Genomic DNA, 14,852 nt, shown 5'->3' with positions numbered 1-14,852 from the left:
CGCTGCAGGCCTCAGGCCGCCGGCAGGTCCCCGTCGATGCCGTCGTCGGGCGGCGGCGCTTCCTCGTCGACATGGTGCACGATCGTCACCGGGATCGTGCTCGCCTGCAGCACTGCGGACGACACCGAGCCGATCAGCACGCTGCGCAGCGCACCGCGGCCGCGCGCGCCCATGATGATGCCGTCGCAGCCGAAGCGCTCGGCGATGTCGACCAGCGTGTGCGCCACGTCGCCCGACGCGACCTCGGTCTCGTAGGGCAGTCCCGACTCCTGCATCAGGCGCTCCGCGTCCTGCAGAGCATGGACACCGGCGCCGCGGCTGGCGCCTTCGAGCACCACCGGGTCGGCCGTCATCATGACCTCGTACAGGTGCGCCGGCTCCTGCACGTTGGCGAGAACGAAGCTCGCCTGCAGTCCCTCGCGCACCAGCCGCAAGGCGTGGTGCACGGCGTCGAGCGCCAGTTGCGAACCGTCGACAGGGATCAGGTACCTCATCATCGCGTGCTCCGTCAGCCATGTTGTCGTCGAGCCCCCGGCGCCGGTCCTCGGTGGAAGCGGCGCCGGCAGGCGGGCGACGACAGTATTGCAGGCCGGCGGCGCGGCGCAAGCGACGAGGAGCACATGGAGCCCATGGAACGCAGGTGCAGGCCGATCGCCGGGTTGCCGGACGGGTCCGGAGGCTCGGTGTTCTTGGTCTCGCCTCAAGTGTTTGGAATGTGTGTTATGTAAAATTAAACGCGTTCCGCGATCGGTGAAAGTCGCTCCGGTCTTCCCTGTGCTGCCAACCTGATGTTCCGACCGGCGGCGCCTCGTTCTGTCGCGCACGCCGGACTTCGAGGATGCGGCGCACGGCAGGCGCGTCAACGCCGCCTGCCCCGCCCGACACGGAACGGCTTACCCAGCGCGCTGGCCCGGGGCCTGGCATCCGGTGCTTCACGACGTGGCGGCGAGCCGGCCGTCGAGCGGGTCGGGGCCGAGGTGCTGGCCGCGCAGGTAGGCGAGCGTGCACTGAAGCAGCCGCGCGTCGGTGCTGGCGCGGTGGCGCCGCAGTTTCAGCCGGCCCTCGACCTGCTGCTTCGCCTCGTGCCAGCGTGCGGCCTCGGCGTCGCTCAGCAAGCGGCGCAGGTGCTCGAGCCGGTACGCCGGGAAGATTCCCGCCTCGTCGTGCAGCCGGCCGAGCCAGGTGTAGTCGAAACCCCAGTTGTCGCTGTAGACGGTCAGCCCGCCGAGCCGCGCGTTGAGCAACTCGGCCACCTCCCGCACGGGGCGGCCCTGCGCCAGCAGCCGCTCGTGCGCGATGCCGTGGACGCGCTCCGCCGCCGGATCCCAGTGCGTCCAGTGCGGCGGCGGACGGATCAGGCTGCAGACGGCTTCCCCGTCCGGGAGCACGAAGCCCACCTCGATCGGGTAGCTGCCCCGGCCGAATCCGGACGCCTCCAGGTCCAGCATCGCCGGCAAGGCGGGCGGGAACGCGGGAGTTCTCGATTGCGACATGTCCGCGACCCAGCAATCGGCGCTCCGCCGCCATGCGGCCGGCGGGAATGCGGCATGCTGCACCTCGGTCGGGCGCCGCGCGCCCTGCCCCGGCCTCGCCTGCGTCGCCCCCGTTTTCCCGGAGAAACCTGCCCATGACCGAGACGACTCCCGCGCCGATGCAGGGCGTGATCAGCGCCCATCCCCGCGGCTTCGGCTTCGTCGAGCAGGACGGCGGCGAGGACTACTTCGTCTCGCCGCCGCAGATGCGCTCGCTGCTGCCCGGCGACCGGGTGTGCTTCAGCCTGACGGCCACGCCGCAGCGCCAGCAGCTCGGCGCGGTGGTGCACGAGGTGCTGGAGCGCCCGGAAAGCTTCTGGCTCGGTCAGCTCGAGCCTGCCGACGGCGGCGGCCACCGGCTGCGCCCCGACGAGCCCTGCCACGTGCCGATCCGCGTCGACACCGGGGGCCGGCCGGTCGATCCTGCCGACGTCGTTCAGGTGCGCGTCGCGCCCGGCGAAGGAATCGGCCGTCCGGGCGTGGACGCGACGCTGGTGGCGAATCTCGGCCCGCGCGACGACCGCGACTTCGACCAGCGCTACGCGATCGCCAAGTGGCGGCTGCCGGTCGATTTCGGCGAGGCGGCGCTGGCGCAGGCGCGCAGTGGCGAGGAGCCCTCCGCCGAGCGCGCCCGCGAGCTGGGTTTCGCCGACCTCACCCACCTGCCCTTCGTCACCATCGACAACGAGTCGACGCGCGACTTCGACGACGCGCTGTGCCTCGTCGACGAGGGCCCGCAGTGGACGCTGCACGTCGCGATCGCGCATGTCTCGCACTACGTGCGCGCCGGCAGTCCGCTCGACGCCGAGGCGCGCGAGCGCGCCACCAGCGTCTACCTGCCGGGCCGCAGCGTGCCGATGCTGCCGCCCGAGCTGTCGAACGGGCTGTGCTCGCTCAATCCCGGCGTGCTGCGCTACGCGCTGGTGTGCTCGCTGAAGTACTCGCGCCGGGGCGCGCTCACTGGCTACTCGTTCTGCCAGGCGCTGATGCGCTCCGCGGCCCGGCTGAGCTACGGCGAGGTGGCACGCGGCGAGGTGCCGGCCGCGGTCGGGCCGATGCTGCAGGACCTCTGGACATGGTTCGGGACGCAGCAGCCGGCGCGCGAGCGCCGCGGCCTGTTCGAGTACCGTGACGACGAGCCCCGGTTGGTGGTCCGGCCGGATGGTAGCCACGCGATCGAGTGGGTGCCTGTCGAGCGCTCCAACGAGTTGGTCGAGGAGGCGATGCTCGCCGCGAACCGCGCCGCGGCGGCGCACCTGACGCTGCTCGGCGCCGGGCTGCTGTTCCGCCACCAGGAGGGGCTCGACGCGCAGCGCTGGCAGCAGACGCTGGCATGGCTGCGCGGCCACGGCATCGAGGCTCCCGCGGTGCCGACCCTCGCCGAGCTGCGCGCGCTGCTGGCGGGCGTCGAAGGCCGGCCGGTGGCGCCCCAGGTCGAGTTCCGCGTGCGCCGCGCAATGACCCCGGCCACCTACGACGAGCGGCAGAGCCGGCACTTCTCGCTCGGCTTCCACGCCTACACCCATTTCACCAGCCCGATCCGGCGCTACGCGGACCTGCTGGTGCACCGCATGCTGCTCGGCGAGGCGGTCGAGGCGGATGCGGCGCTGTCGGAGCACCTGTCGGACCGCGCCCGCGCCGCGCGGCAGGCGAGCCGCCATCCCTGGGAGCGGCTCAAGCGCCGCCTGGTCTGGCGCAGCGGCGAGCGCGAGCACGACGCGCAGGTGGTGTCGCGCAGCGCGCGAGGACTGCGCGCCTCGCTGGACCGCTGGGACGTGGGGGCCGCGCTGGACGCGCAAGCGCTCGAATCGCAGGGCTGGGCCTGGGACGGCACGCGTGAGCTCTGGTGCCGGCAGGACGCGGAGCTCGACCTCGGCAGCCGGCTGCGCCTGCGCCTGCTCGCGCTGAACGACGAGGGGCCGGCCTGCGAGCTGACGGCGCAGCCCCTGCCCTGAGCGATCGTCTTCAACCCCTTTTCCTTTCCCTGGCAGGAGGTCGATCCATGCACACCGCGCCGAAGACGATGGAGCGTGCCGGTGGATGAGGCCGCGGACCGCGGCGGCGCGGCGCTGCCGGCAGCCCCGGCCGCGCTGTTCCTGCACGGGCTGGACCAGCTGCGGCGCTGCATCGGCGCCGGACTCGACCTCGCCTCGTTCGCGCCGCTGGAGACGCCCTGCACGACGCTGATCGAGACCACCGGCCTGCGGCTGCGGCGCTACCTGCCGGACGACGGGGACGGGCCAGTGCTGCTGATCGTGCCGGCACCGATCAAGCGGCACTGGATCTGGGACCCCGCCCCCGCCGCCAGCGTCGTGCGCCACGCGCTGCAGCGCGGCTGCGTCGTGCACCTGCTGGAGTGGACGTCCGCCCCGGCGCACTGGGGCCTGGAGGAGGCGCTGGCCGCGATAGGCGCCTGCGTCGACGAGATCGCGCGGCGCACCGGAAGCACGCCGCACCTGCTCGGGCATTCGCTCGGCGGCACGCTCGCCGCGCTGCACGCGGCGCGGCGGCCCGAGGATCTCGCGTCGCTGGTGCTCGTCGAGGCGCCGGTGCGCTTCGGCGCGGACGCCGGGGCCTTCGCGCCGCTGCTGGCCTGCTCGCCGCCGGGGGCGCTCGTCGGGCAGGCCTTCGGCCGCGTTCCGGGCAGCGTGCTGAACCTGGCCGCGCTGCTGGCCTCGCCACGGGAGTTCGTCTGGGAACGGCACCTGGACGCGCTGGCCGCCGCGCTCGAGGGCGGCAAGGTCGCGCGCAGCCACCTGCTCGCGCTGCGCTGGACGCTCGACGAGTTCCCGATGTCCGGGCGGCTGTTCGCGCAGGTCGCGGACGGGCTGTACCGCGAGGACCGCTTCATGCGCGGCACCCTCGCCGTCGGCGGGCAGCTGCTCGGCGCGGCGCAGGTGCGCGCGCCGGTCGCCGCGATCGTCGATCCGCACAGCGAGATGGTGCCGGCGCGCTCGGTGCTGGCGCTGCTCGACGCGGCGCCGCTGCCGCGGCGGCTGGTGCTGCACTACGAGCGCGACGTCGGCGTCGGGCTGCAGCACCTCGGCGTGCTGATCGGCCGCGGCGCCCATCGCGCGCTGTGGCCCCGCGTGTTCGACTGGCTGGAGGCGATCGACCGCCCCGCCCCGGACTGAGCCGGCGCGAGGCCCGGCCTCAAGCCTCCGACGTGCCGCGCCGCCGCGCGGTGCGGCCGCGCAAGCCGGCTTCCGCGAGCGATCGCAGCAGCGCCGCATGCTCCGCCTCGCGCGCGTCCAGCCGCGCCTGCGTCTCGTCGAGTCTGGACTGCGCCTCGTCGAGCCGGGATTGCGTCTGGCGCTGCTGCGTCGCGAGCTCCTCGGCGCGGCGCGCGGCGCTTTCGCGGTGCTCGGCGAGCGCCGCGCGGGCCTGCTCGAGCTGCAGCCCCAGGGTCTCTGACTCGTGGCGCTGCCGTGTCGACACCGCCTGGGCCTCCCGCAGCGCGCCCTCGAGCCGCTCCCGCTCGGCGCCGAGCCCGGCGATGCGGCGCGCGGCATCGGCCTCGGCGGCGCTCATGCGTGCCTGCAGCTGCTTGAGCGCATCGCGGGTGCGGTCGAGCTCGAGCGCCCAGCGCCGCTCGTGAGCCGCGGCGCGCTCCTCGAGCCGCTGGCGCTCGGCCTCGTGCGCCTGGTGCTGGCCCTCGAGCTGCGCGGCGAGCTGCTGGGCCAGCCGGCGCGAGGCGCTGGCCTCCTCGCGCAGCGCGGCGCCTTCGGCCTGCTGCGCCGCGAGGCGGCTCTCGAGCTGGTGGCGCTGGCGCTGCGCCTCCTCGAGCTGCGCGCGCGTTGCCGCGAGCGCCTCCTCCAGCCCCTGCTGGCGGGCGGCGAGATGCGCGGCCTCGGCGTCGAGCTCGGCGCGTTCGCGGGCGAGCGTCTCGCGCTGCGCCTGCAGTTCTCCGCTGCGCCGGGCGTGGACCTCCTCCAGCTCGGCACGCGCCCCCGCCAGTGCCGCCGCCCAGAGCTGCTGCGCAGCCTGCTGCACCGGCTCCGGCAAGGAGTGCGTGGTGTCAGGCGCCGAGTGCCCCTGCAGCCGTGCGCCGAGCTGCCCGAACCAGGCATCGAGCAAGGGGCTGACGGTGTTGGGCGAGCCGCGTCCGATCTTCTGCCGCACGCGCTCGATCGTCGGCTTCGCGCCTTCCAGCAGCAGTGCGTCGGCGGCCTGCCAGACGTCGTTCTCGGTGATCCCGCGGCTCATGGTCTTCCTTTCCGGTGCTTCATGCCGTTTACTCACGATAATGGATAGTTATCGCGATCTTCTTTTCTGAACTGTTGTATTTTATACATATTACATAAAAAATATGAATAACGAAGGCGCTCCCCTTTCTTTCCCGCCCCTGTCTGGGCAGGGACTTCGGCCGGTGAGCCCCAGCACTCCCCTGGCGCCGCTCGACCCGGCCCGGGTGTCGGAGCTGGCGCAGGACGCGGTGCGGGCGCTGATGCGCGAGGGCGAATCGGAGAACACGCTGCGCAGCTACCGCAGCGCGCTGAAGTACTGGGCCGGCTGGTACGCGCTGCGCTACGGCGGCCCGATCCGGCTGCCGGTGTCCGAGGCGGTGGTGCTGCAGTTCGTCGTGGACCATGCCGAGCGCTCGACGCCGAACGGCCTCGCCTGCGAGCTGCCGCCCGAGCTCGACGCCGCGCTGGTCGAGGGCGGCTACAAGCAAGGGCCCGGCGCGCCCTCGCTCGCGACACTGACGCACCGGCTGAGCGTGCTGTCGAAGCTGCACCAGCTCAAGGACCTGCCCAATCCCTGCCACGGCGCGCAGCTGCGCGAGCTGCTGTCGCGCATCCGCCGCGCCTACGCCCGGCGCGGCGCGGCGCCGGCACGCAAGCCGGCGCTGACGCGCGAGCCGCTCGAGGCGCTGCTCGCCACCTGCGACGACTCGCTGCGCGGCCTGCGCGACCGCGCGCTGCTGCTGTTCGCCTGGGCCAGCGGCGGGCGCCGCCGCTCGGAGGTCACGCAGGCCACCTGCGAGAACGTGCGCAAGACCGGCGAGCGCGCCTACGCCTTCACGCTGCTGCACTCGAAGACCAACCAGGCGGGCGCCGACCGGCCCGAGAACGTGAAGCCCGTGGTCGGCGTCGCGGCCGACGCGCTCGAGGCCTGGCTGCGCGCGAGCGGCATCGCGTCCGGGCCGATCTTCCGCCGCATCCGGCGCGGCGACCGCGTCGCCGAGCCGCTGTCGCCCGCGGCGGTGCGCGACATCGTCGTGAAGCGCTGCGCGCTCGCCGGCATCGAGACGCCCTTCTCCGCGCACTCGATCCGCAGCGGCTTCGTCACCGAGGCGGCGCGGCAGGAGGTGTCGCTCGCCGAGACGATGGCGATGACCGGTCACGCGTCGGTGAAGGGCGTCGCGACCTATTTCCGGGCCGACCCGGCGCAGGCGCGCGCCGCGCGCCTGCTGGAGGAAGCCCCGAAGCGCGACTGACGCGCAACACGGATAATCGCGCTCTTTTCGTCCCCAGAACGCGCGCCCCCGCGCCCGAGAACCATGCCCGCATACCGTTCCCGCACTTCCACCCACGGCCGCAACATGGCCGGTGCCCGCGCGCTGTGGCGTGCCACCGGCATGAAGGACGGCGACTTCGGCAAGCCGATCATCGCCATCGCCAACAGCTTCACGCAGTTCGTCCCGGGGCACGTGCACCTGAAGGACCTGGGCCAGCTCGTCGCGCGCGAGATCGAGGCCGCGGGCGGCATCGCCAAGGAGTTCAACACCATCGCCGTCGACGACGGCATCGCGATGGGCCACGGCGGCATGCTGTACTCACTCCCCTCGCGCGAGCTGATCGCCGACTCGGTCGAGTACATGGTCAACGCCCACTGCGCCGACGCGCTGGTGTGCATCTCCAACTGCGACAAGATCACCCCGGGCATGCTGATGGCCGCGATGCGGCTCAACATCCCGGTCGTGTTCGTCTCGGGCGGCCCGATGGAAGCGGGCAAGGTCGAGTGGGGCAACAAGGTCATCAAGCTCGACCTGGTCGACGCGATGGTCAAGGCGGCCGATTCGAGCTGCTCCGACGAGGAGGTCGAGCAGGTCGAGCGCTCGGCCTGCCCCACCTGCGGCTCGTGCTCGGGCATGTTCACCGCCAACTCGATGAACTGCCTGACCGAGGCGCTCGGGCTGTCGCTGCCGGGCAACGGCACCGTGGTCGCGACGCACGCCGACCGCAAGCAGCTATTCCTGCGCGCCGGCCGCGAGATCGTTGCGCTGGCGCGCCGCTACTACGAGCAGGACGACGAGAGCGTGCTGCCGCGCTCGATCGGCAACTTCAAGGCCTTCGAGAACGCGGTCAGCCTCGACGTCGCGATGGGCGGCTCGACCAACACCGTGCTGCACCTGCTGGCCGCCGCGCGCGAGGCCGGCCTCGACTTCACCATGAAGGACATCGACCGGATCTCGCGCCGCGTGCCCTGCATCTGCAAGGTGGCGCCCGCGAAGAACGACGTGCACATCGAGGACGTGCACCGTGCCGGCGGCATCATGAGCATCCTCGGCGAGCTCGAGCGCGCCGGCCTGCTGCACACCGACGTCGCCACCGTGCACGCGCCCACGCTCGGCGAGGCGATCGCGCGCCACGACATCACGAGGACCGACGACGAGGCGGTGAAGACCTTCTTCCGCGCCGCACCTGGCGGCGTGCCGACGCAGGTCGCGTTCTCGCAGGACCGCCGCTACCCGACGCTCGACACCGACCGCGCCAAGGGCGTGATCCGCGACGCCGCGAACGCCTTCTCGCAGGACGGCGGCCTCGCGGTGCTGTCGGGCAACATCGCCGCCAAGGGCTGCATCGTCAAGACTGCGGGCGTCGACGAGTCGATCCTGAAGTTCACCGGCCCGGCCCGTGTCTACGAGAGCCAGGAGGACGCGGTCGAGGGCATCCTCGCCGACGAGGTCAAGGCCGGCGAGGTGGTGGTGATCCGCTACGAGGGCCCCAAGGGCGGTCCCGGCATGCAGGAGATGCTCTACCCGACCAGCTACCTGAAGTCCAAGGGCCTGGGCGCGGCCTGCGCGCTGCTGACCGACGGCCGCTTCTCGGGCGGGACGTCGGGCCTGTCGATCGGCCACGTCAGCCCCGAGGCGGCGATGGGCGGCGAAATCGCGCTGGTCGAGAACGGCGACCTGATCGAGATCGACATCCCGAACCGCACGATCCGCCTCGCGATCGGCGACGAGGAGATGGCCGCGCGCCGCGAGAAGCAGCTCGCGCGCGGCGCGCAGGCCTTCAAGCCGGCCAACCGCGTGCGCCACGTGTCGGCGGCGCTGCAGGCCTATGCGGCGCTGACCACCAGCGCCGACACCGGCGCGGTGCGCGACCTGTCGCAGCTGCGCTGATCCGGCCGCGGCGCCCCCGACGAGAAGCCCCGCTGGCGCCGCAAGGCGCCGCGGGGCTTTTTCATGAGGGGCGCCGTCAGCCCGCCGCCTGGCGCGCGAGCGCGAGCTGGCGGATCACCTCCAGCAGCGCCGGTATCGGTACGTCCGGGTCGTTGGCGGACAGCGCGCGCAGGCACACCAGCACGATCGCGTACAGGTCGTCGCGATGCACCGGCAGCGACACCGAACGCCGCCCCTGCAGCAGCCGAACGTAGACGCTGTCGCCCTGGTGGCGCATCAGGAGGCGCTTGTCCTGGCCGACGCCGTGGCCGCGGAACTCGAGCTCGCGCGTCCAGCCCATCAGGCAGGCCGTCACCTGCGGCAGCTCGCGCAGCGTGCACTGGAAGATGATCTTGTCGGCCCAGTCGTAGCCCTCGCCGCCGCGGCCGCCCGCGGCCTCGATCGAGACCGTGTGCCGCGGCCCCGCCTCGTCCGGCGCACGCAGCGTGTCGAGCTCGAAGACGATCGCGGCGGAGCTGCTGTAGGCGCGTGCCTGCGGGCGCACGGGGCGCCCGGGCCGGGGTTCGGGCGCGGAGAAGGCGGCGGGCGGACGCGCGCCGGCGCCGTGCTGCGGCGCTTGCGTCTGCCCGGTGCGGCCCGCTCCCCGGTCGTCCCCATCCTCCCCCTCGTCCGCATCTTCCGCAAGCGCCTCGCGCGCCCTGGAGGGCGCGTGCCGGCCGGGCGGGCCGGTGTCCTGCCCCTCGTCGGGGCCGGCCGGCTCGTCGGACACGGCATCCGGGGGGCGCTGCCAGGGCGCCGCGTAGCCGCGCAACTCCTCGACGGCGGCCTCGGCCTGGGGCCCCTCGCCGAGCGCGCGCGACACCGCCGCGACGGCCGCAGGGTGCTGCCGGAACATCGACAGCGCGCCGGACGCGTCCAGGTCCGCACCGGCACGGTGCAGCGCCTGGACCGTCGCCGGCGAGACGCTGCGCCACGCCAGCGACATCAACTCCATCTCCTCGGCATCGTCGCTGCCGAGCGCGAGCCGCTCCAGCGCGCGCACCACCTCGCGGCGCTGCTGCGCATCCAGCTCCCGGACGAGGCGGCGCGCCTCCTGCGGGCCGGGCGTCGGCATGCCGCGGTCGCGCAGCACCTGCGCGAGCCAGCCGGCGCTGAGCCGGTCGTCCGACGGATGGTTCATCGTGTCTCCTCCTCCTCGCGGGCGGCGCCCGTGTCGTTACCGGCCCCGGGCGTGCCGGCATCCCGGCCGGCATCCCGGTCGGCGGGCAGGCAATGAGGCGCGAGCCGCAGCAGCATGCGCGTCGATTCGAGCCCTGCGCGGCGCGCCACCTCGCCGGCGGCGAGGCCCTCGTCCAGCCACTGCACCAGCGCGCTGTTGCGCAGCACGTTCGGCCCGACATGCGCGACTGCGCCGCACTCCCCGCAGGCGTGCAGCGTGCGCAGCACGAACGCGCTCACGACATGGAACACCGCCCGCGCGCTCAGCATCGCGTGCCCCTTGCGGGAGACGAACACAGGCTCGTCCTGCGCCGCCGTGCCGCGCACGAGTAGCCAGCGTCGCAGCGCGCCCACTGCCGCCTCGGGCAGGTCGAGCGCGCGCCGTTGCGCCGCGCGCGGCCCGTCCAGCCGCAACTCGGCGCGGCGACCGGGTCCGAGTTGCAACTGGGCGACGCGCAGCGTGCGGAGCTCGGCGACGGTCAGCGCCGCGTCCATCAGCAGGTGCAGCAGCGCACGGTCGCGCACCGCGAGCCAGCCGTCGCCCGCAGGCAGGTGACGCCGCAGCGCAGCGCGATGTGCCGCATTCAGCACGAAGGAATCCGCCTCCTCGGTGCGCGCCCCCTCGGGCGTGGCCTCGGCGGGATTCGCGGCGATCCAGTCCTGCAGCACGGCGTGGGCGTAGACGGCGCGCAGCGCGCGCAGGTAGCGGGTGCGGCTGACGTGCGAGGGCGTATCGAGCCCGCGCACGCTCGCGCGCGGCTGCAAGGCGGCGAGGAAGGCGTGCACGTCCTGCTCGTCGGCGGCATGCCAGGAACGCTTGCGATCGCGGAGGAAGCGCACCCAGAGCCCCCAGATCGCCTCGTACTTGGCCACCGACGCCGCCGACAGCGGCCTCGCGTCGCCTGCGCTTCGCCAGGTCGCCCATCGGTCGAAGACGGCTTGTGCGTCCGGTCGCCGGGACCGGGATCTCGGGGCGTTCATCCAGATTCTTGAAATGGGACGTTTCCGGGGTGGGCAGCGGCGTGTGCTTTCGCTTGTTTTCTTCAAAACCTGTAGATTACATTCGTATCGGTTCATCCGCATCTCCCCAGGGCGGCGCAGGCGCCTGCAAGCTGGGCCGCTCCCGTTTTCCTGGGGAGCCCGGCGTGTTTTCAGGTTTGTCCATTTACCTCCTGTAGATTACGTTCGCATGTAAATGCTGCAACTTCCGGTGCCGTGTTCTGCAGGGAGAGGCGTCGCGCGGGCGCCGCACCTGCGGCTCCCGGCTGCACGAGCCAGTGCAGAATGTGCGGCAGCACACCTCCTACGCCATGAACATCATCATCCTGGACGACTATCAGGACGCCGTACGCAAGCTCGCCTGTGCGTCCAAGCTCGAGAACTACAACGCCAAGGTCTTCACCAACACCGTCAAGGGCAACGGCCAGCTCGCGGTGCGGCTGCGCGACGCGGACGTGCTGGTGCTGATCCGCGAGCGCACCTCGTTCAACCGGCAGCTGCTCGAGAAGCTGCCGCGCCTGCGGCTGATCGCGCAGACCGGGCGCGTCGGCTCCCACATCGATGTCGAGGCCTGCACGCGGCTCGGCATCGCGGTCGCCGAGGGGGTGGGTTCGCCGGTGGCGCCGGCGGAGCTGACCTGGGCGCTGATCATGGCGGCGATGCGGCGGCTGCCGCAGTACATCGGCAACCTGAAGCACGGCGCCTGGCAGCAGTCCGGGCTGAAGGCGGCGTCGATGCCGCCGAACTTCGGGCTCGGCATGGTGCTGCGCGGCAAGACGCTGGGCGTCTGGGGCTACGGCAAGATCGGCCAGCTCGTGGCCGGCTACGGCAAAGCCTTCGGCATGCAGGTGATCGTCTGGGGCAGCCCGGCCTCGCGCGCCCGTGCCGAGGCCGACGGCTACGCCGCCTCGCCCACCTGCGAGGCCTTCTTCGAGAACAGCGACGTGCTGTCGCTGCACCTGCGCCTGAGCGAGGAGACGCGCGGCATCGTGCGGCTGCCGATGCTGCAGCGCATGAAGCCGACCGCCCTCTTCGTCAACACCTCGCGCGCCGAGCTGCTCGAGGACGGCGCGCTCGTCACCGCGCTCAACCGTGGCCGCCCCGGCATGGCCGCGGTCGACGTCTACGAGAGCGAGCCGATCCTGCAGGGCCAGCCGCTGCTGCGCCTGGAGAACGCGGTGTGCACGCCGCACATCGGCTATGTCGAGCAGGACAGCTACGAGCTGTACTTCAACGCCGCCTTCGACAACGTCGTCAACTTCATCAACGGCACCCCGACCAATCTGGTCAACCCCGAAGCGCTGAAGGTGCATCGCTGATGCGGCGGACCAGCGGGGGCGGCGCGGCGGTCCCGCGCCGCGGATGAACACGCACGCGGCCTTCGGGGCCGCCCTGCCCCGCGCGCAGCGCGCGCTGCTGTTCGGCAACTTCGCCATCGGCTGCGGCGTGATGGTGGTCAGCGGCGCGCTCAACGACATCGCGCGCTCGCTCGACGTGTCGGTGGCGCTCGCCGGCCAGCTGATCGCGATCGCCGCGGCGGTGATGGGCTTCGGCGCGCCGCTGCTCGCCGGGCTGGTCGCGGGCTGGGACCGCCGCCGCCTGCTGAGCCTGACGCTGCTGTGGTACGCGCTCGGCCACGGGATCTGCGCGCTGATGCCGGACTACGCCTCGCTGTGGCCGGTGCGCGCGCTGACGATGCTCGCCTCCGCGGTCTTCACGCCGCAGGCCGCCGCCGCGGTCGGCTTCATGACGCCGCCCGCGCAGCGGGGCCGCGCGGTGACCTTCATCTTCCTCGGCTGGTCGCTCGCGTCGGTGGCCGGCATGCCGCTGGCAGCCTGGATCGGCGAGACGCTCGGCTGGCGCAGCGCGATGGCCGGCGTCGCGCTGCTGTCGGCCGCGGGCGCCCTGTGGGTGTGGCGCGCGCTGCCCGAAGGCGTGCGCCCGCCCGGCCTGTCGCTCGGCGCGTGGCGCAGCGTGTTCGCCAGCCCCGTGCTGATGGCGATGGTCGCCGTGACCGCGCTGCAGAGCGCCGGGCAGTTCACGCTGCTGTCCTACCTCGCGCCCTACCTGCGGCAGGTGCTCGACGCGACGCCGGCGACGATCGGGCTGCTGTTCGCGTGGTTCGGCGTCTGCGGGCTGAGCGGCAACATGATGCTGTCGCGCCATGTCGACCGCGTCGGCGCCGGGCGGGCGGTCTCGGTGCTGCTGTGCGGCATCGCGCTCGGCCTGCTGCTGTGGCCGCTCGGCGCCACGCCGCTGCTCCTCGCGATGGTGCTGGTGCCCTGGGCGCTGAGCGGCTTCGCCTGCAACTCGGCGCAGCAGGCCCGCCTCGTGCACGCGGCGCCCGCGCTGTCCTCGGCGCTGATGGCGCTCAACACCTCGGCGCTCTACCTCGGCCAGGCCGCGGGCGCCGCAAGCGGCGGCTGGCTGATCGGCCACGGCGGCTACGGGCCGCTGCACTGGGTCGGCCTCGGCTGGCTGCTCGTCGCGATCGCGGCCAGCGTGTGGGCGAGCCGGCAGGCCGCGCGCCGCTGCCCGGCCGCCGCCTGAAAGACGGGCCCGATGGCCCCTGCCCCGCTGGCTACACTGCCGCGATGTCCGCTCCCCCCCAGCCTTTCGCCCCGCAGCCGCCTGCTTCCGCGCGGCCCCGTCCGCGCTCGCCGGCGGAACTGTTCCGCGTCTTCAACCGGCTGTCGCTGCAGGGCTTCGGCGGCGTGCTGCCGATCGCGCAGCGCGAGCTGGTCGAGCGCGAGCGCTGGCTGACGCGCGACGAGTTCGTCGAGCTGCTGTCGGTCGGGCAGGTGCTGCCGGGCCCGAACGTCGTGAACCTGTCGCTGATGATCGGCGACCGCTACTTCGGGCTGCGCGGCGCCTTCGCGGCGCTGGCCGGGATGCTCGTGGTGCCGCTGGCGATCGTGCTCGTGCTCGCCGCGCTGTTCGGGCGGCTGTCGGAGCTGCCGCAGGTGGCGGGCGCGCTGCGCGGCATGGGCGCGGTCGCCGCCGGGCTCGTGCTCGCGACCGCCTTCAAGCTCGCCGGCGCGCTGCGCCGCAGCCCCCTGGGCGCGCCGCTCGCGGCGGTCCTCGCGGTCGCGACGGCGCTCCTGATCGCGGCACTGCGCTGGCCGCTGCCGGCGGTGCTCGCCGGCCTCGGCGGGCTCGGCGTGCTGCTGGCCTGGCGGGGGCTCGCCCGATGAGCCTCGGCGCCGCCGAGCTGCTCGGCCTGTTCGGCCACTTCATGCTGCTGTCGCTGCTCGCGATCGGCGGCGCGATCTCCACGGTGCCGGAGATGCACCGCTATGTCGTCGTGCAGCAGCAGTGGCTCGACGACGCTGCCTTCACCGCGTCGATCGCGCTGGCGCAGGCCGCGCCCGGCCCGAACCTGCTGTTCGTCGCGGTGCTCGGCTACAACATCGCGGGGCTGACGGGCGCCGCGGTGACGATGCTCGCGAGCGTGCTGCCGTCGACCACGCTGGTGCTGTGCGTGACGCGCTGGGGGCAGCGCCGCGCCGAGGCGCGCGGCGTGCGGGCCTTCAAGGCCGGCCTCGCGCCGGTGACGGTCGGGCTGCTGCTGTCCACCGGCTGGATCCTGTCCGAGCCGAGCCGGGACTCCCTCGGGGCGATGGGGCTGATCGCGCTGACGGTCGCGGCCGCCCTGCTGACGCGGCTCAGCCCGATGTGGCTGGTCGCGGCCGGCGCCGTGGCGGGCGCGCTCGGCTGGGTCTGACGCGGCGGCGCCCGCCGCATGTCGCATT

General features: G+C 73.2%; 13 protein-coding genes. 8 read left to right on the top strand and 5 right to left on the bottom strand.

Features of this window, described 5'->3' with window-relative positions; genetic code table 11:
• Window positions 1-11: 11 nt before the first annotated feature.
• Together D3A59_RS05995 and D3A59_RS05990 are read right to left on the bottom strand one after the other, a co-directional pair.
• Window positions 12-497 (bottom strand): universal stress protein, encoded by a 486-nt coding sequence (locus D3A59_RS05995; protein WP_119153993.1) that lies wholly within the window; start codon window positions 495-497, stop codon window positions 12-14.
• Between the two features lie 435 nt (window positions 498-932).
• Window positions 933-1,493, bottom strand: a complete 561-nt coding sequence (locus D3A59_RS05990; RefSeq protein WP_119153992.1) for a 3'-5' exonuclease — start codon at window positions 1,491-1,493, stop codon at window positions 933-935.
• Window positions 1,494-1,627: 134 nt separating this feature from the next.
• Between D3A59_RS05990 and D3A59_RS05985 the strand changes: the two genes are divergently transcribed.
• Window positions 1,628-3,487 carry an RNB domain-containing ribonuclease gene (locus tag D3A59_RS05985; protein ID WP_170162307.1) on the top strand — a complete coding sequence of 620 codons (1,860 nt, stop codon included), beginning with the start codon at window positions 1,628-1,630 and terminating at the stop codon, window positions 3,485-3,487.
• Between the two features lie 81 nt (window positions 3,488-3,568).
• A complete protein-coding gene (locus tag D3A59_RS05980) occupies window positions 3,569-4,666 on the top strand; it encodes an alpha/beta hydrolase (RefSeq protein WP_119153990.1) in 1,098 nt (365 codons plus the stop codon).
• A 19-nt stretch (window positions 4,667-4,685) separates the two neighbouring features.
• Here the strand turns inward: D3A59_RS05980 and D3A59_RS05975 are convergent, their stop codons facing one another.
• The gene (locus tag D3A59_RS05975) at window positions 4,686-5,738 is read right to left on the bottom strand and encodes a DNA-binding protein (protein WP_119153989.1); all 1,053 of its coding nucleotides are present in this window, start codon (window positions 5,736-5,738) and stop codon (window positions 4,686-4,688) included.
• A 103-nt stretch (window positions 5,739-5,841) separates the two neighbouring features.
• Here D3A59_RS05975 and D3A59_RS05970 point away from each other — a divergent pair, with 103 nt between their 5' ends.
• A complete protein-coding gene (locus D3A59_RS05970) occupies window positions 5,842-6,972 on the top strand; it encodes a site-specific integrase (protein ID WP_119153988.1) in 1,131 nt (376 codons plus the stop codon).
• A 63-nt stretch (window positions 6,973-7,035) separates the two neighbouring features.
• Window positions 7,036-8,883 (top strand): dihydroxy-acid dehydratase, encoded by a 1,848-nt coding sequence (gene ilvD, locus D3A59_RS05965; protein WP_119153987.1) that lies wholly within the window; start codon window positions 7,036-7,038, stop codon window positions 8,881-8,883.
• 76 nt (window positions 8,884-8,959) lie between these two features.
• Here ilvD and D3A59_RS05960 read toward each other — a convergent pair whose 3' ends face one another.
• Together D3A59_RS05960 and D3A59_RS05955 are read right to left on the bottom strand one after the other, a co-directional pair.
• On the bottom strand, window positions 8,960-10,063 hold the full coding sequence (locus tag D3A59_RS05960; protein ID WP_119153986.1) for a hypothetical protein: 1,104 nt from the start codon (window positions 10,061-10,063) through the stop codon (window positions 8,960-8,962).
• Window positions 10,060-11,082 (bottom strand): tyrosine-type recombinase/integrase, encoded by a 1,023-nt coding sequence (locus D3A59_RS05955; RefSeq protein WP_170162306.1) that lies wholly within the window; start codon window positions 11,080-11,082, stop codon window positions 10,060-10,062. The genes D3A59_RS05960 and D3A59_RS05955 overlap by 4 nt, the downstream gene beginning before the upstream one ends.
• Before the next feature lie 329 nt (window positions 11,083-11,411).
• Between D3A59_RS05955 and D3A59_RS05950 the strand changes: the two genes are divergently transcribed.
• The 4 genes from D3A59_RS05950 to D3A59_RS05935 are packed head-to-tail and all read left to right on the top strand — an operon-like array spanning window position 11,412 to window position 14,824.
• Window positions 11,412-12,419: a D-2-hydroxyacid dehydrogenase family protein gene (locus tag D3A59_RS05950; protein ID WP_119154136.1), complete on the top strand. Its 1,008-nt coding sequence runs from the start codon at window positions 11,412-11,414 to the stop codon at window positions 12,417-12,419.
• A gap of 43 nt (window positions 12,420-12,462) precedes the next feature.
• A complete protein-coding gene (locus D3A59_RS05945; RefSeq protein ID WP_119153984.1) occupies window positions 12,463-13,650 on the top strand; it encodes an MFS transporter in 1,188 nt (395 codons plus the stop codon).
• A 44-nt stretch (window positions 13,651-13,694) separates the two neighbouring features.
• A complete protein-coding gene (locus tag D3A59_RS05940) occupies window positions 13,695-14,294 on the top strand; it encodes a chromate transporter (RefSeq protein WP_119154135.1) in 600 nt (199 codons plus the stop codon).
• Complete coding sequence (locus D3A59_RS05935) at window positions 14,291-14,824, top strand: chromate transporter (protein WP_119153983.1); 534 nt, start codon at window positions 14,291-14,293, stop codon at window positions 14,822-14,824. The genes D3A59_RS05940 and D3A59_RS05935 overlap by 4 nt, the downstream gene beginning before the upstream one ends.
• Window positions 14,825-14,852 lie beyond the last annotated feature (28 nt).

The organism is Caldimonas tepidiphila (assembly GCF_003569765.1).
Taxonomy (GTDB): domain Bacteria; phylum Pseudomonadota; class Gammaproteobacteria; order Burkholderiales; family Burkholderiaceae_C; genus Caldimonas; species Caldimonas tepidiphila.
Note: the sequence above shows the minus strand (reverse complement) of the source record. Positions and strands in the feature narration are given on the sequence as shown.